At 65.1% G+C, this 24,469-nt stretch carries 17 protein-coding genes and 2 pseudogenes; 9 read left to right on the top strand and 10 right to left on the bottom strand.

All coding sequences use genetic code 11. The features are described 5' to 3' along the window. Nucleotides 1–227: 227 nt before the first annotated feature. The 5 genes from NE547_RS15280 to NE547_RS15300 all read right to left on the bottom strand — a co-directional run bounded on the left by NE547_RS15280 (nt 228) and on the right by NE547_RS15300 (nt 10,847). Complete coding sequence (locus tag NE547_RS15280; protein WP_256176340.1) at nt 228–737, bottom strand: S-layer homology domain-containing protein; 510 nt, start codon at nt 735–737, stop codon at nt 228–230. A gap of 105 nt (nt 738–842) precedes the next feature. After that, nucleotides 843–1,799 carry a D-2-hydroxyacid dehydrogenase gene (locus NE547_RS15285; protein ID WP_256176341.1) on the bottom strand — a complete coding sequence of 319 codons (957 nt, stop codon included), beginning with the start codon at nt 1,797–1,799 and terminating at the stop codon, nt 843–845. 162 nt (nt 1,800–1,961) lie between these two features. Then, entirely contained in the window at nt 1,962–5,390 is a 3,429-nt protein-coding gene (locus tag NE547_RS15290) for a pyruvate carboxylase (RefSeq protein WP_186908630.1), read from the bottom strand. An 872-nt stretch (nt 5,391–6,262) separates the two neighbouring features. Further along, nucleotides 6,263–8,620 (bottom strand): hypothetical protein, encoded by a 2,358-nt coding sequence (locus tag NE547_RS15295; RefSeq protein WP_256176342.1) that lies wholly within the window; start codon nt 8,618–8,620, stop codon nt 6,263–6,265. A gap of 16 nt (nt 8,621–8,636) precedes the next feature. Beyond that, nucleotides 8,637–10,847, bottom strand: a complete 2,211-nt coding sequence (locus tag NE547_RS15300) for an RND family transporter (RefSeq protein ID WP_369807632.1) — start codon at nt 10,845–10,847, stop codon at nt 8,637–8,639. Nucleotides 10,848–11,072: 225 nt separating this feature from the next. On the opposite strand from NE547_RS15300, the gene NE547_RS15305 reads away from it, so the two are divergent. Beyond that, nucleotides 11,073–11,786 (top strand): response regulator transcription factor, encoded by a 714-nt coding sequence (locus NE547_RS15305; protein WP_186908627.1) that lies wholly within the window; start codon nt 11,073–11,075, stop codon nt 11,784–11,786. A gap of 1 nt (nt 11,787) precedes the next feature. After that, a complete protein-coding gene (locus tag NE547_RS15310; protein WP_256176343.1) occupies nt 11,788–13,134 on the top strand; it encodes a HAMP domain-containing sensor histidine kinase in 1,347 nt (448 codons plus the stop codon). A gap of 57 nt (nt 13,135–13,191) precedes the next feature. Here the strand turns inward: NE547_RS15310 and NE547_RS15315 are convergent, their stop codons facing one another. The 3 genes and pseudogenes from NE547_RS15315 to NE547_RS15325 form a co-directional block, all read right to left on the bottom strand. Continuing rightward, the gene (locus NE547_RS15315; RefSeq protein WP_186908625.1) at nt 13,192–13,806 is read right to left on the bottom strand and encodes a (4Fe-4S)-binding protein; all 615 of its coding nucleotides are present in this window, start codon (nt 13,804–13,806) and stop codon (nt 13,192–13,194) included. A 37-nt stretch (nt 13,807–13,843) separates the two neighbouring features. Then, nucleotides 13,844–14,062: pseudogene (locus tag NE547_RS15320) on the bottom strand (transposase); the annotation flags it as partial. A 71-nt stretch (nt 14,063–14,133) separates the two neighbouring features. Continuing rightward, nucleotides 14,134–14,307 (bottom strand): annotated as a pseudogene (locus NE547_RS15325) (transposase); the annotation flags it as partial. A gap of 232 nt (nt 14,308–14,539) precedes the next feature. On the opposite strand from NE547_RS15325, the gene recG reads away from it, so the two are divergent. Beyond that, nucleotides 14,540–16,657 (top strand): ATP-dependent DNA helicase RecG, encoded by a 2,118-nt coding sequence (recG, locus tag NE547_RS15330; protein WP_256176344.1) that lies wholly within the window; start codon nt 14,540–14,542, stop codon nt 16,655–16,657. A 101-nt stretch (nt 16,658–16,758) separates the two neighbouring features. Continuing rightward, nucleotides 16,759–17,142, top strand: coding sequence for a C-GCAxxG-C-C family protein (locus NE547_RS15335; RefSeq protein ID WP_186908623.1), 384 nt, complete (start codon nt 16,759–16,761; stop codon nt 17,140–17,142). Nucleotides 17,143–17,190: 48 nt separating this feature from the next. Here the strand turns inward: NE547_RS15335 and NE547_RS15340 are convergent, their stop codons facing one another. Together NE547_RS15340 and NE547_RS15345 are read right to left on the bottom strand one after the other, a co-directional pair. Continuing rightward, the gene (locus tag NE547_RS15340; protein WP_256176345.1) at nt 17,191–18,552 is read right to left on the bottom strand and encodes a DUF4179 domain-containing protein; all 1,362 of its coding nucleotides are present in this window, start codon (nt 18,550–18,552) and stop codon (nt 17,191–17,193) included. Nucleotides 18,553–18,554: 2 nt separating this feature from the next. Continuing rightward, nucleotides 18,555–19,019 (bottom strand): sigma-70 family RNA polymerase sigma factor, encoded by a 465-nt coding sequence (locus NE547_RS15345; protein ID WP_186908621.1) that lies wholly within the window; start codon nt 19,017–19,019, stop codon nt 18,555–18,557. A gap of 134 nt (nt 19,020–19,153) precedes the next feature. Between NE547_RS15345 and mutY the strand changes: the two genes are divergently transcribed. The 5 genes from mutY to NE547_RS15370 all read left to right on the top strand — a co-directional run bounded on the left by mutY (nt 19,154) and on the right by NE547_RS15370 (nt 24,469). After that, on the top strand, nt 19,154–20,179 hold the full coding sequence (gene mutY / locus NE547_RS15350; RefSeq protein WP_186908620.1) for an A/G-specific adenine glycosylase: 1,026 nt from the start codon (nt 19,154–19,156) through the stop codon (nt 20,177–20,179). A gap of 47 nt (nt 20,180–20,226) precedes the next feature. Continuing rightward, the gene (locus NE547_RS15355) at nt 20,227–21,585 is read left to right on the top strand and encodes an aldehyde dehydrogenase (RefSeq protein WP_186908619.1); all 1,359 of its coding nucleotides are present in this window, start codon (nt 20,227–20,229) and stop codon (nt 21,583–21,585) included. A gap of 278 nt (nt 21,586–21,863) precedes the next feature. Next, nucleotides 21,864–22,076 (top strand): hypothetical protein, encoded by a 213-nt coding sequence (locus NE547_RS15360; protein ID WP_186908618.1) that lies wholly within the window; start codon nt 21,864–21,866, stop codon nt 22,074–22,076. Between the two features lie 20 nt (nt 22,077–22,096). Next, complete coding sequence (locus NE547_RS15365; protein WP_186908634.1) at nt 22,097–22,990, top strand: 4Fe-4S cluster-binding domain-containing protein; 894 nt, start codon at nt 22,097–22,099, stop codon at nt 22,988–22,990. 69 nt (nt 22,991–23,059) lie between these two features. After that, nucleotides 23,060–24,469 (top strand): MATE family efflux transporter, encoded by a 1,410-nt coding sequence (locus tag NE547_RS15370; protein WP_186908617.1) that lies wholly within the window; start codon nt 23,060–23,062, stop codon nt 24,467–24,469.

Here is a 24,469-nt window from a genome sequence, read left to right on the forward strand (position 1 = left end):
ACCAGCGCATTCAATCAAAAACAAAACTGACGCCTCTGGAATTGCGCCGCCAGTTTGCTGCTTGAAAATCTCATAGTCCTATATTAGGGGCGTTTTTGTGCTGTCCGCACAATCGGGGGCGGTTCAAAAAACCTCCGGCCCTTTCATTTGTCAAAAAAACGCGCAGAGGTCCCGCCCGCAGGCGCGCGGCGGGCCGCAGCTTTGCCGGCAAGGCGTTATCGGCCGCCTTAAGGGCAGGAAAGACCGGAAAAACGGATGAGGATGTTTTCCAATGCGTCCGGAGTGAGCGTGCCGCCGGGATCCAAGCGGCCGCCCGGGGACCAATCGATGAGACCGGTATCGGCCGCCCAGTAGAGAGAATCGTCCGCCCATGGGGAGATGCCCTCATAGTCGTTGCAGGCGGCCACACCGTCGGGAAGAAAGGTGTCCCGGCCCAGACGGGCCGCATACCGGCGGAGCAGGACGGCGGTTTCCTCCCGAGTGACCGGGCGGTACGGGGAACAGCGTCCGCCGCCGGTGCCGAGAAGGATGCCCAGATCGTAGGCCCAGGCGACGGCGGTGGCGCCGTCGTCTTCCTGCGTGACATCGGAAAAGGGGCCGGCGGCATCGTAAGGGACGGACCCGCCCCAGACCCAAAGAGCACAGATCAACTGAATGCGTGTGACCGGGGACGGCTGGGCCCGGGCGGCAGGGAGCAGCAGAAGCAGGGCGGACAGCAAAACGGCGGCGCGTTTCATGGCAGGGCCTCCTTTTTGAGAAGGATACCATAAATTGGAAAACTATGCTGTCGAACCAGAGAAAGCAGCGCGCCGGGGCCGTGGAAATGCAGAGCGCGGCCCGAATCAGCGCATCCGGTTGCGGAGGGGCTCTCCGGCGACATAGCGCTTCAGGTTATCCAGGAAAAGAGCCCGGATGCGGTCCAGCGTCAGCTGCATGTGGTTGTAGCCCCCGGCAGTGTGGGGCGTGATGAGGACATTGGGCGCGTCCCAGAGCGGATGATCCGGCGGCAGAGGCTCCGGATCGGTGACGTCCAGTCCGGCCCCCAGCAGATGCCCGGCGGAGAGAAGCTCCGCCAGCGCGGCGCAGTCCACGGCGGAGCCGCGGCCCGCATTGAGCAGCACCGCACGCGGCTTCATCCGCATCAGACGGCGGCGGTCGAACAGACGGACCGTTTCCGGGGCATGGGGCAGGGCCAGGGCCACCACATCGGCCTTGGGAAGCAGCATATCCAGCGCATCCAGCGCGTAGACCTGGTCCAATCCCTGCACATCCCGGGCGCTGCGGCACAGGCCCAAAATCCGGGACGCGCCAAGCGCCCGGGCCAGAAGAGCAAAATGGCGGCCGATGTCGCCGGCGCCGCCGATCAAGACCGTCTTGCCGTGAAGCGTGGATACGGGCCCCCGGTCGGCCCAGATATGGGAGCTCTGCTGGTCCCGGTAGGCGGGAAGACGCTTATAGAGGGCCAGCAGCATGGCCAGCATATGCTCGGATACAGCGGGACCGTAGGCCCCAGCGGCGGAGGTAAGCATGGCGCCCTCCGGCAGTACGCCGGGGGCCAGGTAGGAGTCCACCCCCGCATTCCAGCTCTGGACCCATTTAAGGTGCGAAAAGCGGCGAAGCCGGTCCGGAGGTACGAAGCCAAACAGGATCGTGGTCTGCTGGAACAATTCCGGAGCAAGGTCCCGGAGACCGCCCCGATCGTCGGTTGGAAGGAAGATGTGACGCGCTTCCGGCGCGGCGGCGCGGAACGCGTCCTGGCCGTCCGCGGGGAGGGGAAGCAGGTGGAGAATCGTTTCCATGAAAACCTCCTTATAAATGACGGAAATCGGCAGGGAGGAAAACGGCGGGGCCGGTCTGCAGACCGGCCCCGTTTCAGGTTCATTTGAATGCAACGCCAGGCAGCGGGCCGCCGTGTGTGCAGGAGCGCGGCGTGAAAGGCGAGACAGGCGCGGGAGCAGGTCTTACCGGATGGTGATGAGCAGTTCGCCGGCCTTGACGCTGCCGCCCTCTTTGATGAGCACCTGATCCACGGTGCCCTTCATGCGGGCCACCACGGAGGTCTCCATCTTCATGGCCTCGATGACGGCCAGGACCTGATTCTCCTCCACCGGATCGCCGGGCTTGACACTGATCTTGGATACCATGCCGGGGATGGAGGCGCCCACCTGGCTTTTGTCGGAGGGGTCGGCCAGGGTGACGTGCTTCACCTGGGCTTCGGCGTTCTGGTCGGGCACTGCCACCTCCCGGCGCATGCCGTTGAGCTCGAAGTGGACGTTGCGGGTGCCGTCCTCGTTCAGGTCGCCCAGGCCCACGTATTTGATGACCAGGGTCTTGCCGTCCTCAATGTTGATCTTGTTGGTCTCGCCCAGAGCCATGCCGTTGAAGAAGACATGGCTGCCCATGCGCATGATATAGCCGTAGGCCTGACGGTGGCGGTAGAAGTCCTCCACCACCTTCGGGTACAGGCACCAGGAGATGACGTTGTGGTCGTCGGCATTGGGGTAGAATTTGCGTACCTCTTCCCGCGCCTTTTCAAAGTCGATGGGCTCCAGCAGCTCGCCGGGACGGCAGGTAATGGGCGCCTCCCCCTTGAGGACCACTTTTTGCAGATCTTCCGGGAAGCCCCAGGCGGGCTGGCCCATCATGCCCTTGAAGTAACTGACCACGGAATCGGGGAAGGTGAGGGCCTCCCCCCGCGCCACGATATTCTCGGGGGTCAGGCCGTTCTGTACCATGAAGATGGCCAGATCGCCCACCATCTTGGAGGAGGGGGTGACCTTCACGATGTCGCCCAGCATGTGGTTGACCTGGACGTACATCTCCTTGACGTCTTCGAACTGGTGGCCGAGGCCTAGGCTCTCCACCTGGCTCTTGAGGTTGGTGTACTGGCCGCCGGGCATCTCATAGCGGTAAATATCGGTGGAGGGGTTTTTGATCCCGGCCTCAAAGCTGGCGTAGCGCAGGCGCACGTCGGCCCAGTAGTCGGAGAGCTTCTGCAGCTTCCCGCTGTCCAGCCCGGTATCCCGCTCCTGCCCGTTCAGCGAGGCCACCACCGCATTCATGGAGGGCTGGCTGGTGGTGGAGGACATGGAGTCGATGGCGCAGTCCACGATGTCCACGCCGGCCTCGGCCGCCATCAGATAGGTGGCCACCTGGTTGCCGGAGGTGTCGTGGGTGTGCAGGTGGATGGGGATGCCCACCTCCTGCTTGAGGGCGGCGACCAGCCTCCTGGCCGCATAGGGCTTGAGCAGGCCGGACATATCCTTGATGCACAGCAGATGCGCGCCCCGCTGTTCCAGCTGTTTGGCCATATCCACGTAGTACTGCAGGGTGTATTTATCCCGCTTGGGGTCCAGAATATCGCCGGTGTAGCAGACGGCGGCCTCGCAGAGCTTGCCCTGCCTGAGCACCTCGTCCATGGCCACCTCCATGCCGGGCAGCCAGTTCAGAGAGTCGAAGACCCGGAATACGTCGATGCCGCCGGCGGCGGCCTCCTTGATGAAGGCGCGGATCAGGTTATCGGGATAGTTGGTGTAGCCCACGGCGTTGGCGCCCCGCAGCAGCATCTGGAAGGGGATATTCGGGATTTTCTCCCGCAGCAGCCGCAGCCGCTCCCAGGGGGACTCGTGGAGGAAGCGGTAGGCCACGTCGAAGGTGGCGCCGCCCCACATCTCCAGCGAGAAGCAGTCGTTCAGAATCTCCGCCGTGCCTTCCGCTCCCTTGAGCATGTCGCGGGTACGCACCCGGGTGGACAGCAGGGACTGATGCGCGTCGCGCATGGTGGTGTCGGTAATCAGCAGCTTTTTCTGCCCCAGCACCCAGTCGCGCACCGCCTCGGGCCCCTTTTCATCCAGCAGCTGTTTGAGGCCGGTGCACCTGGGCGGGGTATTCTCGTAGGGCGGAAAGCGCGGGATGTCCAATTGGGCCCGCTCGGCGGAGGGGTTATCCACCTGAATCTGGGCGATGTATTTGAGAATCTTGGTGGCGCGGTCCTTGCCGGTGTCGATATCGAAGAGCTCGGGCGTCTCGTCGATGAACTTGGTGTGGCATGCCCCGGACTGAAAGGTGGGGTGGGCCAGGATATTGGTGACGAAGGGAATATTGGTCTTCACGCCCCGGACGTGCTCCTCGCTGATGGCGCGCATGGCCTTGCGGCACACGCCCTGGAAGGTATTGTCCCAGGAGGTGACCTTGACCAGCAGACTGTCGTAGTAAGGGGAGATGACCGCGCCGGTATAGGCGTTGCCGCCGTCCAGCCGGACGCCGAAGCCGCCGCCGGAGCGGTAGGCGGTGATCTTGCCGGTGTCGGGGGCGAAGTGGTTGGCCGGGTCCTCGGTGGTGACCCGGCACTGGAGGGCGTAGCCGTTGAGGTGCACCGCATCCTGGCTGGGAATGCCGATCTCGGGGGTGGAGAGGGGGAGACCCTCGGCAATGAGGATCTGGGCCCGCACCAGATCCACGCCGGTGACCATCTCGGTGACGGTGTGCTCCACCTGGATGCGGGGATTCATCTCAATGAAGTAGTGATTGCCGTTCTTGTCCACCAGGAATTCCACCGTGCCCGCGGAGACGTAGCCCACGTGCCTGGCCACCTTGACGGCGTCCGCATAGAGCTTGGCGCGGGTAGCCTCCGGCACGCTCCAGGCGGGGGCGAACTCCACCACTTTCTGATAGCGGCGCTGGAGCGAGCAGTCCCGCTCGTACAGGTGCACTACGTTGCCATGCTTGTCGCCCAGGATCTGGATCTCGATATGTTTGGGTTCCACCAGGTATTTTTCGATAAAGATATCCTCGTTGCCGAAGGCCTTTTTGGCCTCGCCCTTTACCAGATGAAAGGCGGGGATGACCTCTTCCGGCTTGTCGCAGCGCCGCATGCCGCGGCCGCCGCCGCCGCCGGCGGCCTTAAGGATGATGGGAAAGCCGTATTCCTTGGCTTTTGCCAGGGCTTCCTCGGCGTCGTTCAGCGGCTGGTCGGAACCGGGGATGGTCGGTACCCGGCAGGCCCTGGCAATGGATTTGGCCGTGAGCTTGTCACCCATCTGGGCCAGAATTTGGGAAGAGGGGCCGATAAAGGTGATGCCCGCGTCCTCGCAGGCCTTGGCAAAGTCCGCGTTTTCGGACAAAAAGCCGTAGCCGGGGTGGATGGCGTCCACATTGCGGCGCTTCGCCAGATCGATGATGCCTGGGATATCCAGATAAGCGCCCAGGGGCGATTTGTTCTCGCCGATGAGGTAGGCCTCGTCCGCCTTGGTGCGGAACAGGCTGTAGGTGTCCTCGTTGGAATACATGGCCACCGTGTGCAGACCCAGGTCGTAGCAGGCCCGGAACACGCGGATGGCGATTTCGCCGCGATTCGCAACCAGGACTTTGTTAAACTTGCATTCCGCCATGCTGTCGTATCCTTCCTTTCCTTGTCAGAGTTTCGTGTATCCCGCCGGAGCGGCGGATATAGAAGAAGCAGGTATACGCTTGCCTGCTTCACTTCCGGCAGCCGTTGCCGGAAGTGCGTTCCCGTTTTCTCTTTTCAGTTTCATTATAGCTGAGCCTACCGGTTTCTGCAATCACTTTCCTGTAAAATTGCAAATCTTGGCGGGAAGTACAGGAAGCCGCCGCTCCAAGCAGCCGCCCCTTGGGGAAAAACACAGCGCCGCATCCTTAGGCAGTGCTTCGCGCTCTTTGTTCCAGGGGGATCACTTCATGTTCTCATCCGCGGCTCATTTTTTCAGATATGCCCGCGCTTCCTCTTGCTCTGCTTACTATCAGTGAACTGAAAAGAAGGCGTATGTCCCTATATCAATGGAAAAGGGCGTGGTAAGCAATTACGAATCACCTTAGAATCACTTCCAGAGAAAGCCCGGGCCAGGTATTGTGGGGAACTGGAGCCGCCCGCGAATCTCTTGCCGTTTACGGTGAGAGCCATAAGAGCCCGAAAAAGCGGCTTCAGGACAAGGACAAGAGGCGGCGGGGAAACTACAAGCATTTTACCGACCGGGAGTGGGGCATGGCCAGAACATCACCTGGCGCTGGACAGCGGGGCGCTGGGGCTGGAGCGCTGCGCCGAGGTCGTTCTGGACTTGACAAAGGGATAACGAAAAAGAAACAGCCCAAGGGCGGCCACTCATCAAACGGAATCCATTTGGCCGGCAATGGAGCGCCTGTTTTGACGGCAGGAACAGCAGGCGCAGCCCGGTCCATTTCATCTCGGTGGCACTCTGTAGAGTCATCCCCTCCCGCCGGCAGGACGGGAGGGGATGAAAGACCCTTATTTGCGGAACAGGCCGGTGATGGCGTTCCAGAAGTCCCGGAACATGGCGGCGACGCGGCTCCAGAAGGTGCCCTGATCGGCGCTCTGCTGGGAGGGGGCCTGCTGGGACTCCTCCTCCACCTTGATCTCCTGGGTGCGCATGATGTACTGAATGCTCTGGGGATTGCCGTTCTGCTCCGAGGTGAGGGAGGCCGGGATCGCCCCGGCATCCATCAGCAGCAGGTTGTTGTCCCCGCCGGTGTGGCTGTCCCACTCGTCGTCAATGAGGTCGGTGATGGTGTCCTTGGCGCTGCGGATGGTGCCGGTCTGGTCCAGCCCGGCGGTGGAGCGGCGCAGAGCGTCGCTGAGTCCGCTGAGGGTCTGGCGGGTGCCGTCGTCCAGACTGGGGCCGCCCCGCTTCAACAGGGACTCCGCCGAGGAGAGAAAGGCGTGGGTGTTCTTCAGGGCCGCCTGAGCGGTGTCGGAGAGGGCCCTGGCGTCGGTCAGGGCCTGCTGGGCCTGGGGCTCGTAGGTGTTCAGGGTGTCGTCCAGCTTCTGCACCAGGTCCAGGGCGGCATCGGCGTTTTGGGTCACCCGGTCGGCCAGGCCGCCCAGCTCGTCCAGGTGGTCCAGCAGTCCGGCAGCGTCTCCCCCGTGGTCCTTCTGGTCCTTTAAAAGATCGGAAGCCAGCTTGGACAGGCGGGTCAGATCGTCGCTGAGGCCATCCTCGCCCAGGGCGATGGTGAGGCCCTGGAGGTCGTCCACCACGTTGGCGGTGGGCTTGGCCAGGCCGGAGACCAGGGAGTTGATCTCGCCGATCTTGTCGTTGACCCCGGGGATGGCGCTGTTGGCAGTGTCCAGCAGCTTGAGCTGCTCTTCAAAGTCGGCTTCCTGGGACATCTCCAGCAGCCTTACGGCCATCTGGGCCTCCTCGGCGGTCTTGCCGGGGCCGCCCATCTCCGTGGGGAGCATCAAAAACTGCTCAAAGGTGGTGCCCGCCGGCAGCAGTCCGGCGGCCAGCATCTGGTCGTAGGCGGCCTTTCCGGACTGAACCTCCTCCAGCTTTTTCAGGATCTGCTCCGAGGAGGTAAAGCCGCCGATGTGGATGGTCCCCACCTCAGAGACCCCCTTGGCGCCCTTCAAAGCGCTCTCCAGCTTGGCCAGACTGCTCTCCAGCTTGGCCAGAGCGTCGCTCATGTCGTCAAAGTCGCTCTCCAGGTTCCCGGCGATCTGGGTGGCCTCCTTGTTGTAGGATTCGATGCTGTCCGCCAGCTCTTTGAGCTTTTTGGCGTCGGATTGGAGGTTCTGGATGGACGTCCGGGCGGCGGAGAGCTCGGGCTTGAGGGCCACGGCGTTTTCCGTCAGGGCGGTGAGGGTGCCGGTGGTGTCGGTCAGGGCCTGAGAGGCGGTGTCCAAGTGGCCGGTCAGGGGGGCCAGGGCGCCGTTCAGGGCATCCAGCTCGGCCAGAGCGGCGTCGGCGCTGTCATAGACCTGCCCCTTGCCGCTGGAGATGGTGCCCCGGGCGGCGTTGAGCCGGTCCAGACCGCTGGCGGTGGCGCTGAGGCTGCCGCTCATGCCGTCCAGGGTGTTGAGTATTATGTCCATGCTGTCATTGATGGCGTCATAGGAGTCCTCCGCCTTTTCCTTGGCCTGCCGCAGGTCCGCGATCTGGTCGAGCTGCTGAAGGGTGGCGGGGACGGCCAGCAGCACCAGGCCGGAGAAGGAAAAGTCGTCGCTGCCCACCCGGATGGCGAAGTGCTGCTCCTCGCCGGGCATGACCATGAACAGAACGGTGCGCAGGTTGCCCACGAGCTGGACCTCAGCCCCCGGGGCCTCCAGAGAGAGAATGTCGTCGGCGTTGAAGGCAGTGGCGGCGGTGAGAACCAGGTTGTTGCGGCTGTACTCCGAGGCGCTGGGGTTGGGCAGCACGTCCAGGTCGATCTCCACCAGGCCGGTCTTGCCTGCAAGGTCCTCGGCCAGGGCCGGGGCGCCGTTGAGCTTATAGGACACCGAGAAGGTCCAGGGCAGGCTGTGGAAGGGCTGCTGGGTCTTGCCCTCGAAGTAGAACCGGGACGGGGCGTCTTCTCCCAGATCAAAGGTGACCGTGCCGTTGGACACGGTGGGGACCCGGTCGTCGGTGAGGTTGATGATGGCGTCGTAGGCGCCGTGATCGGTGAGGCTGGTGTGGCCGTTGGTCTGGTAGCTCTTGACCACGCTGGCATCCATCAGGCCGCCGTAGTAGTCCAGGGTGGCGTAATAGGACTCGTCGCAGACGGGCTCCAACGCTCCCGCGGCCAGGGCAGAGGTGCACAGCGGGGCGGCGGCCAGAACGGCGGCGAGGAGCAACGCCATGGGGCGCCGATAGGCAGTTTTCATAGGGAACGATCTCCTTTCAGTGTTTTTCAGCGGCGGCGGGGTCTTTTTCGGGGGCCTCCGGCGCAGGCTGACCGGCGGGGGCCCCCGGCAGCGTCTCGGTCCCGGCGGCCTTGGCCGCCAGAGCCTTCCGGACCTGAGGGACCTTCAGGGGCTTGGGTGTCCGCCACCAGCGGCTGGTGCGGGCAATGACGGGCTCGCAGACGGCCAGCAGGGAGGGGAGGATGAACACGCTCATCACGGCGGAGATAATGGCGCCCCGGGCCAACATCAGGCAAAGGCTGCTGATGATCTCGATTTTGGAGACGGTGCCCACGCCCAGCGTGGCGCAGAAGAGCACCAGAGCGCTGGTGAGGATGGAGTTGTCGGAGGCGGCGGCCGCCACATAGATGGCCTCTTTCCGCTCCCGCCCCTTCTGAATCTCCTCCCGGAAGCGGGTGGTCATGAGGATGGCGTAGTCCACCGTGGCGCCCAACTGGACGCAGCCGATGATGGTGGGCGCCACGAAGGGGACGACCGCGCCGGTGAAGTAGGACACGCCCTGGTTGATGAAGATGGCCAGCTCGATGGCGGCCACCAGCAGCAGCGGCACCGAGATGGACTGGAAGAGAATGGCCACGATGAGGAAGATGGCGGCCACCGAGATATAGTTGGTTATCTTGAAGTCCACGGCGGCGGTGGAGATGAGATCCTTGGTGAGAGCCGCCTCGCCGGTGATGTAGGCATTCGGATCCAGCGACTTGACAATGCCGTCGATAGCATCCAGCTGCTGGGCCACCTCATCGGAGGCGGCGGGATAGGCCGAGTTGACCATCATGAGCTGGAGGCCGTCCTTTTTGCACAAATCCTTGAGCTCTTGGGGGACAAAGAAATCTGGTACGGCGGCGCTCATGAGCTTGTCGTAGGCCAGCACTGAGGTGACGCCGGGTACGGCGTCCACCGCTTCCTCCATTTTTTTCAGGGCGTTGTGGCTCAAATCGTCCCGAAAGACGATGAAGTGGGAGGTGGCCATGTCGTAGTCGTTTTTCAGCTTGTTGGTGGCCACAATGGAGGGCAGATCCTGCGGCAGAGCCTCATCCAGCTTATAGTAGACGGCGGCATGGCTCTGGGCGTACACCGCCGGGAGGAAGAGCACAAGGAAGAGGGCTACGAAGGTCTTGCGGTGGCGGACCATAAAGCGGTTGACCCGGTCGAAGTTCAGGTTGAGAGTTCTGTGGTGGTATTTGCGGATGCCTCTGTCCAGCACCAGCAGGATGGCGGGGAGGACCAGCACCACGGTGGCCACCCCCAGTACCACGCCCTTGGCCATGACGATGCCGATGTCCTTGCCCAGCAGCAGCCGCATGGCGCACAGGGCCAGGAAGCCGGCGATGGTGGTCAGGGAGCTGCCCGACAGGGAGGTGAAGGCGGCCACGATGGCCTTGGCCATAGCGTCCCGGTTGTCGTCGTGGTTGGCCCGCTCTTCCTCATAGCGGTGGTAGAGGAAGATGGAGTAGTCCATGGTCACACCCAGCTGGAGCACGGCGGCGATGGCCTTTGTGATGTAGGAAATCTGCCCCAGAAAAATATTGGTGCCGAAGTTGTAGAGAATGGCCAGGCCAATGCTCATAAGGAAGGCCAGAGGGAGGAGCCAGGAGTCCATGGTAAGGGACATGGCGATGAAGGAGAGCGCCACGGCCAGCAGGATGTAGACGGGCAGCTCCTGATCCACCAGGTCCTTGGTGTCCTTGATGAGGACAGAGAACCCGGCCAGGAAGCAGCGCTGGTTGCAGAGACTGCGCACTTGGGAGATGGCCTGCATGGTCTGCTCCGAAGCGCCGGGCATGTCGTACTGGACGATCATCATGGTGGAGCTGCCGGAGAAGAAGGTCTCCCGCAGATCCTCGGGGATCATCTCCTGGGGGATCTGGATGCCCACCAGGGAGGATACCCACACGGCACTGCTGACGCCGGGGACCTGCTCAACGTCCCGGCGGAGCTGATTAGTGTACTCGGGGGGCATATCCTCCACGATGAGCATGGTGGTGGCCGCCATGTGGAAGGGCTCTTCCAGCAGAGCCTCGCCCTTGGAGGAGTCCAGGTCGGGGGGCAGATAGGTGAGGATGTCGTAGTTGATACGGGTGGCAACGGCCCCCAGGATGCTGGGGATCAGAAGCAGGACCGCGATCAAAACCACCAGTTTTGGCTTTCGTGTCAGCGCATGGGCAATTTTCTCAAGCAAAGCAGTCACCTTCCCAAATCGGATACCGGCGGCCGGGCCCGGCCGCCTTAAGGATTTTTCCATCTTAATGTCGTGCCGTCCAAGAGTCAACAGAACCGGGCCGATCCTTATAATTCTTAATAAACGGACAGGCTTGACAGCGCAGAGGCAAGCGGCTACTCTAATCTTAATGATTCTTCATGGTTTGGCCCGGCCCGGCTGTGGTATCATCAAAGGGAAAGGAGGCGCGGCGGGATGCAAGAGAAGATCCTTTTGGTAGACGACGACGTATCCATTCTTTTGCTGGTCTCCGACGTGCTGGAGGAGAAGGGCCTGGAGGTGACGGCCGTCCGCTCCGGGGAGGAAGCGCTCCGGCGCGTGGAGGAGGGGCGCTTCGACCTGATCTTACTGGACATTATGATGAAGGGCCTCAGCGGGTTGGAGGTGTGCCGGCAGATCCGGGGGCGGGTGGACTGCCCCATCCTGTTCCTCAGCGCCAAGGATTCGGTGAAGGACATCGTGAAGGGGCTGGACCTGGGGGCGGACGACTATCTGACCAAGCCCTTTGCCCTGGAGGAGCTGGCCGCCCGGGTGCAGGCCCATCTGCGGCGGCAGGAGCGCTCCGCCCCGGGCCGCCCCGTCGGCGGCCCCATCCAGATCGGCGCCATTCTCCTGGACCCGGAAAAGCTGACGGTGACCAAGGCGGGAGCGCCGGTGGACCTGTCCACCCGGGAACTGGAGCTTTTGACCTACCTGATGCGCCACGCCGGGGAGACCCTGTCCCGGGACCGTATCTTCCACGACGTGTGGCGGACCGACTACGGCGACGTGGGCACCGTGGCCATCAACATCAAGAACCTGCGCAGCAAGCTGGACCCGGAGTGGCGCTACATCAAGACGGTGTGGGGATCCGGCTATCGCTTTGTGACCCAGAGCTGGTTTGCGGAGGAAGAGGCAGAGAAGGGATAACATGGAGCAGAAAACCAAACGCGGGCGCTTTCCCGGCGTAGGCTGGCTGAGCGCCCATCTGTCCCGGAAGATGCTCCTGGCTCTGGTGGCGCTGGCGGTGCTGAGCTGGGCGGTGATGTGCGGGTGCTTTCTGGCCTACCTGGGACGGTATGCCGGGAATACCTACTACCAGGTGCTCTCCGGCGCGCAGGAGGATGCCCGGCAGGCCGCCACCTTCCTGGAGGGCTGCGACGGAGATTTCCGGGCGCTGGAGCGCTATTTGTCCGAGCGGGACCTCTACGGCATGGTCCGGGGCAGCGGGGAGGAACTCCTCTACGCCCGGATGCCGGAGGAGAGCCAGGCGGGCTTGGTGGCCGCCTCCGCCGTGCAGGTGGAGCTGACTGGCGGGCGGCGGGTGGAGTTGCTGCTGTGGGTACGGGCCATGCAGCGCAATGAGCTGAGCCGCTCCCTCCAGCGGGAGGCCCTGATCGGTCTGGCCGCCTTCAACGTCTGCGTGTTCCTGGTGGTGGCGGTCATCATGTACCTGGTGCTGGTGGCCCCCATCGTCCGGCTGCGCAAGACCATGCGCTGCTACTCGGAAAAGGGGGAGCGGCCCGAGCGCAGCGAGCGGCAGGACGAGGTGGGCAAGCTGCAAAACGCCTTTGCCGATCTGGCGGGGGTGCTGGAGTGCAAGGAAAAGGCCGAGCACCAGCTCATTGCCTCCATCTCCCACGACATCAAGACCCCGCTGACCTCGGTGCTGGGCTATTCCGAGCGCCTGCACTCGGCGGACCTGCCCCCGGAAAAGCAGCGGCAGTACCTGGACCGGGTTTATGAGAAGGCCCTGCGCATCAAGTCTGTGGTGGATGAGTTCGATGACTACCTGGATGTGGGTTTGCGGGACACGGCCCCTATGCGGCTGATGACGGCGGAGGAGCTGTGCCGGCGGCTGCGGGAGGAGTACGAGGACGAGCTCTCCGACGCCGGGGTGACGTTTCAAGTGGACTGCCAGTGTCCCCAGGAACAGGTCATCTGCAACTGGGAGCACATGCGCCGGTTTTTGGGAAATTTAATCGGGAACAGCTTTCAGCACGCGGAAACCGGCCATCTGGAGCTGCGGCTCCAGTGCCGGAAGGAGGAAGAGGAGCTGGTGCTGCGGTTCCAGGACAACGGCAGGGGCGTGGCGCCCGCGCTGCTCCAGCAGATCTTCGAGCCGTTGTATACCTCTGACCCGGGGCGGAAGGTCTCCGGCCTGGGATTGTCCATTTGCAAGAGCATCATCCGGGCCCACGGCGGCAGCATCAGCGCCGAAAATGTCTCCGCCGGCGGGCTGCTCATCCGAGCCAGCCTACCCTGCGTGAAGGTTTGAAGATAAAAAGACGCCTCTTGACCCGCAGGCCAAGAGGCATCTTTTTGACGGGGCCGGTCACACGGGCAGCGCGTTTTTCCGCCGGACCGTCCGGAGAGGGGCGAGGCGCTGGTCCACCATGGCCTTGGACTTTGCCGGATAAGCCTTGGCGTGCTGGGAGCACCGGGCGATGCGGCGCATGCACAAAAAGCAGCGCTCCGGGTCAGTGTGCTTCGGGTCGTCCGGGGAGATGGACCGGGCCGGACACTGGGCGGTGCGCAGGCCGCAGGCGGTGCAGGTCTCCGACACGGCGGGGACGGCCCGGGAGATGGAGCGCTCCGCTACCAGCGCGGCGGAGGCGGCCACCCGGAATCCCTGGGCCGCCACGCAATCGTTCAGCTCCAGCAGGGCGTCCTCAAAGGCACGGTTGACATAGACGGCGGCGGTGACGGCCGGCGTACCTTCACCGGTACGGTTTTTGAGCCGCTGCGTCATGAGGGCGGACAACCGGCCGCCGAAGACCGGCCCGGCAAAGAGGACCGCGTCCTGCGGGCCGAAGGTCCGGCCCGTCGGTGCGGGGAGAGTGAGGTCCAGCTCGTCGATGCGCCTGGCCGGCCCCTCCGCCAGCAGCAGAGCTGCCCTGCGGGTGCCGCCGGTGGGGCTGAAGTGGACAACCGTGAGATGCTTTCGCACAAAACAACCCCTTTCGTGATGGAAGATGAACTGCGCTTCCACTTCCGTATTCTTTCGCAACAGCTTTCCACTGGAAGCCTGTCCGCAAGACATAGAATATCCCTTCCAGGGCTTTTCGGGCAGGCAGAGGTGGCCGTCCCTGGCCGGGCTTGTTCTTATAGGCCTTTTTCGGATCGCGTTCCCTTGGGGGAATCTCATCCCTCACTGCTTCCCACAACTCATCTGATATCGTCCATGACGTGTATGAGTTTCCCATTTCCTGTTACCCGAGGTTATTTTACCGCCCTTTTCCTAATTTGGGGATGGGCGTTTAATCGCAAAAATCGCATTAACATCACCGGAGCCATTTGGCGGGGAGTCAATCCCGGCGTATGCTGCCAGGGCTTTCTTAAATTGGAAACGGCGCACATTTCCAATCTACCCCATGAGTTGCGGACCAAGGGCTGGGTCAACGCCGAACATTTTCATGACAATGGGATATTCCGGTAGCCGGGAAATGATACGAAAAATTGCAGAGGATTTTTCCGTATCGATTATCCAGCTCCCGTATGGCCTGTTCTGAGCGCTCGAAAAACAAAGCAATGATTTTTTTCTCTTACAGCAATCGTACCGCCTCCTTTCCGGCTTCACCCATATACTACGGTTTTCGCGGCAAAAACTACATCCCTTGCCCGGCCGACCCAAATATGCTATACTGCGCACAGCGATGGAGCATTTGCAGAGGGGGGAGACGATGACGCTGCGCTTATCCACCGGCGTGGGGGAACTGCCTGGGGTAGGCCCGGCCCGGAAGCGGAGCCTGGAGAAACTGGGGCTGCGGACCGTAGGGGATCTGCTGAGCTACTATCCCCGCTCCTATGAGGACCGGCGGAGGACCGTGAAGCTCTGCCAGGCCCCGGAGGGGATACCGGTGTGCATCCGGGCCACAGTGGCCCAGCCGCCCCGCCTTTCCCGCATCCGCAAGGGCCTGACCCTGACCAAGGTGCGTATCGCAGACGACACCGGCGCGGCCACGGTCACCTTTTTTAATCAGGATTATATCAGAGACGCCCTGCGCACCGGGGAGGATTATGTTTTCTACGGGGCCGTGGAGGGGAGCGCCGGATCCCGGAGCATGACCAACCCGGCCTTCGAGCGGGCAGAGTGCAGCCGCTTCACCGGGCGCATCCTGCCGGTCTACCCCTTGACCAAAGGGGTCTCCAACAACCTGCTGGCAGGATTGACCCTGCGCTGCGTGGAGGCGTGCGCGGACGAGACGCCGGAGAGCCTGCCGCCGGAGGTGCTGCGGGATAACGGCCTGTGCGGCGCGGCCTGCGCCTGCCGCAGCGTCCACTTTCCGGAGAGCGAGACCGCGCTGGAGCAGGCCCGGCGGCGGCTGATCTTCGAAGAGCTGTTTACCCTTACCTGCGGCCTGGCGCTGCTGCGTACCCGGCGGGAACAGGCGGCGGGAGCGGCGTTCCGGCGCGCGCCCCTGGCAGAGTTTGAGGCGCTGCTGCCCTTCCCCCTCACCGGCGCCCAGCGGCGGGTGATGGAGGAGGTGGCGGCGGATACCGCCTCCGGCGCGCCGATGAACCGGCTGGTGCAGGGGGACGTGGGCTCCGGCAAGACCATGGTGGCGGCCTTTGGAGCCTGGCTGGCCGCGCGGAGCGGCTTCCAGTGCGCCCTGATGGCCCCCACGGAGCTGCTGGCCGAGCAGCATTTCCGCTCTCTGGAGCCTCTGCTTGCCCCCGCGGGGGTGCGCCTGGGGCTGCTGACCGGTTCGGTGAAGGGGACGGCCCGGAAAGGAGTCTATGCCGCGCTGGAGCGTGGGGAGATCGACCTGGTCGTGGGTACCCACGCCCTGTTGAGCGAGGCGGTGGCCTTTGCAAACCTGGGCCTGGCGGTGGCCGACGAGCAGCACCGCTTCGGCGTGGCCCAAAGGGCCGCGCTGGCGGCAAAGGCGGGCCGGACGCCCCACGTGCTGGTCATGTCCGCCACCCCCATCCCACGTACCCTGGCCCTCATCATTTATGGGGACCTGGATGTGAGCGTGATCGACCAGCTGCCCCCCGGCCGCACGCCGGTGGAGACCTATGTCGTGGGCGAGGACAAGCGGCAGCGGATGTACGGGTTTGTCCGCCGGCTGGTGGGAGAGGGGCGTCAGGCCTACCTTGTCTGTCCCGCCGTGGAGGAGACGCAGGAGCGCGCGGAGGATACACGCCCCCCCGCGGCGGGACCGGACGGGCCGCCGGAGGCGGCGCCCTCTGCCGCGCTGACCGCCGCCGTGCCTTACGCGCAGTACCTGCAAAACGAGGTCTTTCCCGATTTGCGGGTTGGCCTGGTCCATGGGAGGATGAAGAGCCGGGACAAGGAGGGCGTCATGCGCGCCTTTGCCGCGGGGGAGATCGACGTGCTCGTGTCCACCACCGTGATCGAGGTGGGGGTGGACGTGCCCAACGCCGCCCTGATGGTGGTGGAGAACGCCGAGCGCTTCGGCCTGTCCCAGCTCCATCAGCTCCGGGGCCGGGTGGGCCGGGGAAAGCACCAGTCCTACTGCGTGCTGGTCACCGGCACGCAGCACCCGGAGAGCCGGGAACGGCTGCGGGTCTTGTCAAAGACCGCGGACGGGTTTAAAATAGCGGAAGAGGACCTGAAGCTGCGGGGACCCGGCGATTTCTTCGGCCAGCGGCAGCACGGCCTGCCCCAGCTGGGCATCGCGGACCTTGCGGGGGACGTGCGCCTGCTCAAGCAGGCGCAGCAGGCGGCCGAGGAGCTGCTGCGCTCCGATCCCGGGCTGCAGCGGCCGGAGCACGGAGCGCTGCTGGCACGGGTGAGGCGCCTGTTTGCGGAAAACCCGGACATGTTCAACTGAGACGGGGGACCGGAGCGGGCGTATGGTCCGACCGGAATGCCGCCCTGCGGCGGAGAGAGCGTGCAGGGCGACTTGATTTTTGAGAAGGAAGTGGAACCGTCATGACCAAACAGGAAAAGCTGGAGGCCCTGCGCGCCGACACCAGCGTACACTACAACTGCTGCCAGTCGGTGCTGATCCCGTTCTGCCGGGAGTGCGGCATCAGCGAGGAGACGGCCTACCGGCTGGGCAGCCAGTTCGGCGGCGGTATGAAGATGGGTTCGGTCTGCGGCGCGGTGACCGGGGCGCTGATGGTGCTGGGCATGACCGGCGCCGGGGAGGAGCGGGCCAAGCAATTCAAGGACGCCTTCCGGGCGGAGAACGGGGCGCTGGACTGCGCCAAGCTGCTGGCGCTGGGCCGGGAGAAGGGCATGCAGCGCAAGGAGCACTGCGACGAAATGATCCGCAACGCCCTGGAGCAGCTCCTGCACGAGCACAACGCGTAAACGCGGCGCCGCCGCCATCCGAAGACCAGGATGGCGGCGGCGCCGCGTTTAGGTCAGATCAAACGCCACGGGGACGGGGAACTCGGTGCGGCGGGAGAAGTACAGCGCCAGCTCCACGGTGTCCCAGGGGTAATCCTCGAGGATCAGCTCCGTGGCGAAATAGCCTTCCGGCAGTTCCGTTTCATCCTCCGTCCCCCACCAGAGGCCTCCGGAGGAAATGGTGCTGGAGCAGTTCAGGTCGTGCGTCTCCCCGTCGGGCGAACGGTAATGGCCGCCGAAGAGCTGATAGGAGGCGTGGAACGTCTCCGTATTGCCGGGCGGGTCGGGGGCGATGAGGGCGAGGCCCACCTGCCGGCCGATGCGGTGGACGCTGAGGTGCATATCCTCGGGCAGCGCGTCCAGCGCCGTACCGCGCTCCAGGTCCAGCGCCACGTATTCCCGCTCCGGGGCCAGCCAGGTGGCCTGGGTGATGTGAAGCGTCAGATGCTTCGGGTCCCGGAAGAAGGGGCTTTCGCAAAGATAGGTGTCCCCCATGGAGGCCAGCCCGCTGGCGGAGCCCTTCTCGTAGCGCACGCCGTTCTCGTCCTCCAGGTAGAAGTCCAGGGTCTGGAGCTGCTCGGCGTTGTCCGGGTCCTGTTCCAGATTCAGCCGGGCGTGGGTGGGGTAGAGCTCCAGAGAGACCAGGCGGATGCGGTTGCCGTCCAGCTCCACCCAGCGGTCCAAGGCGAGGGCGCGCCCCTGTTCCCGGAAGCGGGCGTCCAGGGGGAACTCGAAGGTAAAGCGGGCGTCCGGCGTCCAGCTTTCGGGGTCGGTAACGCCGGGAAGATAGGCGCGGACTTCACAGTCCAGGCGCAGGGTCTCGGGGAAGGCGAAGTCCTCCGTACCGATGGCCGCGGTGATGGCGTTGGACAGCTCGCCGGGGGCGACGCTGCTGCTCATAAGAGAAAAGCCCTCCAGTTCCTCCCCGTCGGGGCCCTTCAGCTCCGGACGAAGCTCCATGAGGGAGGCGTCCTCCGGACCGGTGACGGTGACGAAAAAGATCAGCTGGGCCGGGTCCGCCATGAGGTAGTTCAGCGTCATGGTGACGCCGTTGGCGCTTTGGGTCTGGTCGATGCGCTGGGCGTAGTCGTGCTCCACGGCGGTGGAGAGGGTGGGGGAGAAGGATACCGCGGCGGCCAGCTCCTTTAAGAGCGGGATGTGGGAGCAGGCCAGCGCAAAGGGCGCGGACAGGTTTACCAGCAATACGAACAGGGCCATGGCCCCGGCAAGGCTCCCCAGAGGCACGCCAAAGCGGCGCAGGCGCCGGCGGCGCGCCCGGCGGGCCCTGGCCCGCTGCACGGTATACGCCAGCGCGGACGGATGCTCTTCCAGCTGTGCTTGCAGGGCGGCGTATTCTTCCATGCGGTCCATGTTCAAACCTCCTCGCTCAATTCCAGCTTCAACAGGGACAGGGCTTTCCGCTGCCGGGTGGACACGGTGCCGGGCGGCAGGCCCAGGGCCCGGGCGGTCTCCGCCAGGGTCAGCCCCTGAAAATAACGAAGGGTGATCACCGCACGCAGTTCCCGGGGCAGACGGCCCACGGCCTGACGCAGGGGCAGCGCGTCATATGCCTGCGCCGCCGTCTCAGGCAGCTCGGGCACCGCGATCTCGCGCCTGCGGCGGCGCAGCTCGGTATTGCAGACGTTGATGAGGATACGGGTCAGCCAGGTGTCGAAATACTCCGGCTGACGCAGCTTTTTGTGGGCGCAAAGGCCCTTGTACACGGTCTCGTCCACCGCGTCCAGGGCGTGGGCTTCGCTGCCCAGATAGAGATAGGCGGTGCGGTAGAGCTTCCCCTTCAGAGCCTCCACGCGCTCGATATACTCCTGTTCCTGCAAGGGCGGCGCCCCCTTTCAAGACGTTCCGATGATTAGACGTTCCAGCGGGACGTTTTCATTGCATGGATTGAAAAAAGTTTTGCTTCCATATATAATGATGGCGCATGCAATCGAAGCACACGGAGGGATTCGGTTTGAAATCCTTGGAACAACTGCCCCTGCCCCTGCTGGAGTGGTACCGGGACAACGCGCGGACGCTGCCCTGGCGCAGCGACCCCACCCCCTACCACGTCTGGATCAGCGAGATCATGCTCCAGCAGACCCGGGTGGCGGCGGTGCTGGACTACTACCGCCGCTTTCTGGAGGAGCTGCCCACGGTACAGGCGCTGGCGGCGGTGGAGGAGGACCGGCTGCTGAAGCTGTGGCAGGGGCTGGGGTATTACAACCGGGCCCGCAACCTGCAAAAAGCCGCGCGGACCATCGTGGAGGACTTCGGCGGGCGCTTTCCGGACACTTATGAGGCCATTCTGTCGCTCCCCGGCATCGGGGAGTACACGGCGGGGGCCATCGCCTCCATCGCCTTCGGCCGCCCCGTCCCGGCGGTGGACGGAAACGTGCTGCGGGTCGTGGCCCGGATCACCGGCGACCGCGGGGACATCGCCCGGCCGGAGACCAAAAGCCGCATGCGCGCGGCGTTGCTGTCTATCCTGCCCCAAAGCATGCCGGGCGATTTCAATCAGGCCCTGATGGAGCTGGGCGCTACGGTTTGCCTGCCCAACGGCGCGCCGCTGTGCCGGCGCTGTCCGGCCCATGCCTTCTGCGCCGCCCGGATCGGGGAGCGGACGGGGGAACTGCCCGTCAAGGGAGGAAAAGCGGCGCGGCGGGTGGAGGAGCGCACGGTGTTCCTGATCTTTTTTGAAAACCGGGTCGCGCTGCGCCGCCGTCCGGCGCGGGGCCTGCTGGCAAAGCTCTGGGAGTACCCCAACGAGCCTGCGCCCGCCCCCTGCCCCGTGGAGGCCGCCGCGCTGGCCGACGGCCCGGCGGGAAAGCACATTTTCTCCCACATCGAATGGCGCATGCGCTCGGTGGTGGTGCAGGCCGCGGGACCGGAGCTGCCTCCGGGCTGGGTCTGGGCGGACGGGGAGGCGCTGCGCGCGGAGTACGCCGTGCCGAACGCCTTTCGAAGCTTTGCCAAAGCGGTGGAGGAGCGGCTGAAGTGAAACAGCGGAGAAGCGCCCGCGGCGCGCGCCCGGAAAAGGAGGAGCCTATGCAGCAGACCGTCGCCGCCCAGCGGCGCTATTTTGAGAGCGGGGCCACCCGTCCCCTGACGTTCCGGCTGGAGATGCTCACCCGGCTGGAGCTGGGGCTGGCGCGCTGGGAGGAGGAGCTCCTCGCCGCCCTCAAGGCCGACCTGAACAAGGACCCCTACGAGGGCTATATGTGCGAGCTGGCCCTCACGCTGGGGGAGGTGCGCATGGCCCGCAAGCACCTGCGCGCCTGGGCCCGGCCCGCCCGGCGCAGCACCCCCTTGGCCCACTTCCCGTCCAAGAGCACGGTGTATCGGGAGCCCTACGGCGTGGCGCTGATCATGGCCCCCTGGAATTATCCGCTCTTTCTCACCCTGGCCCCCTTGGTATCCGCCATCGCCGCCGGGTGCTGCGCGGTGGTCAAGCCTTCGGCCTATGCGCCGGCCAGCTCCCGCGCGCTGGCCGGACTGCTGGGGCGGCTCTATCCCCCGGAGTATATCACGGTGATCGAGGGGGGCCGAGGGGAGAACGCCGCGCTGCTGGAGCAGCGCTTCGACTACATCTTCTTCACCGGCAGCCCTGCGGTGGGCCGGGCCGTCATGGCCGCGGCGGCGGAGCACCTGACGCCGGTGACCCTGGAGCTGGGCGGAAAATCCCCGGTGATCGTGGCCGCCGATGCCGACGTGGAGCTGGCGGCGGCCCGCATCGTCTGGGGCAAGTGCGTCAATGCCGGCCAGACCTGCGTGGCCCCGGACCATGTGTGGGTCCCGGAGGGGATGCGGGAGAAGCTGGTGGAGGCCATGGGGCGGCAGATCCGGCGCTTTTACGGGCCCGACCCCCTGGCGGGGGAGGACCTGCCGCGAATCGTCAATCGAAAACACTTCGACCGGCTGTGCCGGCTGCTGGAGAGCGGACGCACCGCCCACGGCGGGCAGACCGACCGGGAACGCCTGCGCATCGCCCCCACGGTGCTGGTGGACGTGACCGAAGAGGACGCGGTGATGGGGGAAGAGATCTTCGGCCCCATCCTGCCGGTGCTGACCTATTCCGACCTGGATGCGCTGGTCGGCCGTCTCCAGGGCAAGCCCCGGCCCCTGGCCCTGTACCTGTTCACCCGCAGCCGGGCCGTGGAGCGGCAGGTGCTGGGGCGGCTGTGCTTCGGCGGCGGGTGCGTCAACGACACGGTGGTCCATCTGGCCACGCCCCGGATGCCTTTCGGAGGGGTGGGCAATTCCGGCATGGGCCGGTGCCACGGCAAGGCGGGATTCGACACCTTTACCCATGAGAAAAGCATTCTGAAAAAGGGCCGCCTGGATCTTCCCGTGCGCTATCCGCCCTATGGAGCCAAACGGATCTCCACCCTGAAAAAGCTGATGTGACGCCGGGCCCCTGCGCGCGGGCGCTGCTCCGCCATGAAGCCGCCGGCCATGCCTCCGGCGGACCGGGGCACGCCCGGCCGCAGTCCCTGGCGGAAGGCACAGCGGCCTGGGCCTCCGCCGGACGTTCCCGCAGCGCTTCCGGCCGGCGCTCCGGCTTGGGCGAGCCGATCCGGCGGTCGTATCAAAACGAAAAGACCGGGGACACAGAGGCATCCCCCTTGGAACTTGGCAGTTGGAACAAACATGATGGACTTTTGGGTCGACAGCAGGGAGAAACAATGGATTTTTGTCAAAAACGGCTGGAATTGCGCCCAAGGCGGGGAATCACGCAGAGCGCCGCGGCAGCGGCCCCGGAGAGCGCGCTGCGTCAATACCAGCGGGTTGAAGCGGGAGAGCGGGGGGCTGCTCACCTGCGGCCTATCGCCGGCGGTCACGGCGTACCGGCCGATGGACTCATGGGGCGCACGGAGCGCCGGGAGGTCCGGCGGTGAGCGGCGGAGCGGACGCGCCGATGCGCTGCAGCCTGTGCCCACGCCGGTGCCATGCCCTGCGCACGGAGACGGCGGGGGCGGGGGCATGCCGGATGCCCGCCCTGCCGGTGGTGGCGCGCGCCGCCCTCCACCGCTGGGAGGAGCCGCCTATTTCGGGGGCGCGCGGCTCCGGCACGGTGTTTTTCTCCGGGTGCCCGCTGGGGTGCGTCTTCTGCCAGAACGAGCAGATCAGCCGCCGGGATTTCGGCAGGATCGTCACCGTGGCGCGCCTGCGGGAGATCTTTGGGGAGCTGATCGCCCAGGGGGCCCACAACATTAATCTGGTCAATCCCACTCACTTCGCCCACGCCGTGGCGCGGGCCCTGGAGGAGCCCCTGCCGGTGCCGGTGGTGTGGAACAGCAGCGGGTACGAGCGCTTGGAGACCCTGCGCATGCTGGAAGGAAAGGTGCAGGTCTATCTGCCGGACTGCAAATACGCCGCGCCGGCGTCCGCCGGGCGTTACTCCGCGGCGCCGGACTATCCGCAGACCGCCCGGGCGGCCATCCTGGAGATGTACCGGCAGACGGGGCCCTGCGTGGTGGAGGACGGGCTTTTGAAGCGGGGGGTGCTGATCCGGCATCTGATCCTGCCCGGCCGCCTGGAAGAGGCAAAAGCCGTCATGGATTGGATCGCGGAGCAGTTCCCGCCCGGCGCGGTGCTCTTTTCCCTCATGGGTCAGTATGTGCCCTGGGGCAGGGCGGCGGAATTTCCCGAGATCGACCGCCGCCTGCGCCCGTCCGAGGCGCGCCGTGCCGAGGCGTACATGGCTCAGCTCGGCCTGGAGGGCTTTGCGCAGGACCCGGGCGCGGCGGAAGCGGAATTCATCCCATCCTTTGACCTGACGGGGGTGGAGGGTACGCAGAAGCCCGGGTAAGCCCTGCCGGAGCCGGGGCAAAACACCCGGCCGGAGGCTGGGTGTCAATTCAGAAAAGGAAGGTTTGCAATGGAGCAGACGCAGAAACGGCGGGGGGACAGCCGCATGAAGGTCATGTGGCGGCTGTCCTGGCCCGCCATTATCGAGCAGATATTGGCCACCATGGTCAGCTACGTGGATACGGCTATGGTAGGCGTCATGGGCGCGGCGGGGACCGCCGCCGTATCAGTGAACGCCGCTCCCATCTGGCTGTCCGGCGGATTGCTGGTGGGCGTGGGCGTGGGGTACTCGGTGCAGGTGTCCAACGCCATCGGCGCGGGGGACGACGAGCGGGCCCGGCAGATCATCCGCCAGGGCGTGCTGGCCACCCTGGTGACGGGCTTTCTGGGCCTTTTGCTCTTCCAGGCGCTGGCCCCCCTGATCCCCCGGTGGCTGGGCGCCAAGCCGGAGGTGCTGCCCCAGGCGGTCTCCTACCTGCGGTGCTACACCATGGCCATGCCCTTTATCGCCGCCGGCTACATCTTCTCCGCCATCCTGCGGTGCATGGGCAATACAAAGGCCCCGCTGTACTTCAACACGGCGGCCAATCTCATCAATATCGTGCTCAACTTTTTCCTCATCTACCCCACCCGGACGGCCGTCCTCTTCGGGGCGCCGGTGACCCTCCCCGGCGCGGGGCTGGGGGTCACCGGCGCGGCCATCGCCTCCGCCGCCGCCCTGGCCTTCGCGGGGGGCGCGCTGCTCATCGCCGGGTTCCGGCAGGGGGAGCGCTTCCGGATCTCGCTGCACGACAGCTTCCGGCCCGACCGGGCCATCATCCGGCAGGCCGTCCACCTTGGGGTGCCCACCGCCGCCGAACGCTGCACCATCAATCTGGGCCAGATCGCCATGACCGCCGTGGTGGCCTCTCTGAGCACCGTGGCCCTGGCGGCCAACCATATCGCCACCACCGCGGAGGGACTGTGCTATCTGCCCGCCTACGGCATCTCCTTCGCGGGCATCGCCCTGGTGGGGCAGGCGGTGGGTGCGGGCAGCGCGGAAGACGCCCAGGCCTACGGCAGGCTGGCCGCCCTGCTGGGCTTCTTCCTCACGCTGGGCACGGCGGTGGCCCTGTTTCTGCTGGCCCCTTATCTGGCCGCCCTGTTCAACTCCGACGCCGAGGTGGTGGCCCAGGCTGCCCTGATGCTGCGCATCGTGTCGGTGTCCGAGCCCTTCTTCGCCCTGTCCATCATCCTGTCGGGCGCCCTGCGGGGCGCGCACGACGTGCGCTTCCCCATGGTGGTGGGGCTGCTCTGCATGTGGGGCGTGCGCATCGTGCTGGCGCCCATCCTGGTGTACCGGGCGGGCATGGGCCTGGCCGGCGTATGGACCGCGATGGCCGCAGACCTGATCCTGCGGGGCGTCCTGTGCGCCCTGCGCTGGCGCAGCGGGAAATGGAAGACCATCTGCGGGCTGGAACGGGCCGGGGTCCTGCGCTGA

Source organism: Flavonifractor sp. DFI.6.63, from assembly GCF_024462255.1.
Taxonomy (GTDB): Bacteria; Bacillota; Clostridia; order Oscillospirales; family Oscillospiraceae; genus Lawsonibacter_A; species Lawsonibacter_A hominis.

Bases quoted from the DNA above. Each gene is read 5' to 3' on its own strand.
- NE547_RS15280 (WP_256176340.1), bottom strand. From the start codon at position 737: ATGAAACGCGCCGCCGTTTTGCTGTCCGCCCTGCTTCTGCTGCTCCCT.
- NE547_RS15285 (WP_256176341.1), bottom strand. From the start codon at position 1,799: ATGGAAACGATTCTCCACCTGCTTCCCCTCCCCGCGGACGGCCAGGAC.
- NE547_RS15290 (WP_186908630.1), bottom strand. From the start codon at position 5,390: ATGGCGGAATGCAAGTTTAACAAAGTCCTGGTTGCGAATCGCGGCGAA.
- NE547_RS15295 (WP_256176342.1), bottom strand. From the start codon at position 8,620: ATGAAAACTGCCTATCGGCGCCCCATGGCGTTGCTCCTCGCCGCCGTT.
- NE547_RS15305 (WP_186908627.1), top strand. From the start codon at position 11,073: ATGCAAGAGAAGATCCTTTTGGTAGACGACGACGTATCCATTCTTTTG.
- NE547_RS15310 (WP_256176343.1), top strand. From the start codon at position 11,788: ATGGAGCAGAAAACCAAACGCGGGCGCTTTCCCGGCGTAGGCTGGCTG.
- recG (WP_256176344.1), top strand. From the start codon at position 14,540: ATGACGCTGCGCTTATCCACCGGCGTGGGGGAACTGCCTGGGGTAGGC.
- NE547_RS15335 (WP_186908623.1), top strand. From the start codon at position 16,759: ATGACCAAACAGGAAAAGCTGGAGGCCCTGCGCGCCGACACCAGCGTA.
- NE547_RS15340 (WP_256176345.1), bottom strand. From the start codon at position 18,552: ATGGACCGCATGGAAGAATACGCCGCCCTGCAAGCACAGCTGGAAGAG.
- NE547_RS15355 (WP_186908619.1), top strand. From the start codon at position 20,227: ATGCAGCAGACCGTCGCCGCCCAGCGGCGCTATTTTGAGAGCGGGGCC.
- NE547_RS15360 (WP_186908618.1), top strand. From the start codon at position 21,864: ATGGATTTTTGTCAAAAACGGCTGGAATTGCGCCCAAGGCGGGGAATC.
- NE547_RS15365 (WP_186908634.1), top strand. From the start codon at position 22,097: ATGCGCTGCAGCCTGTGCCCACGCCGGTGCCATGCCCTGCGCACGGAG.
- NE547_RS15370 (WP_186908617.1), top strand. From the start codon at position 23,060: ATGGAGCAGACGCAGAAACGGCGGGGGGACAGCCGCATGAAGGTCATG.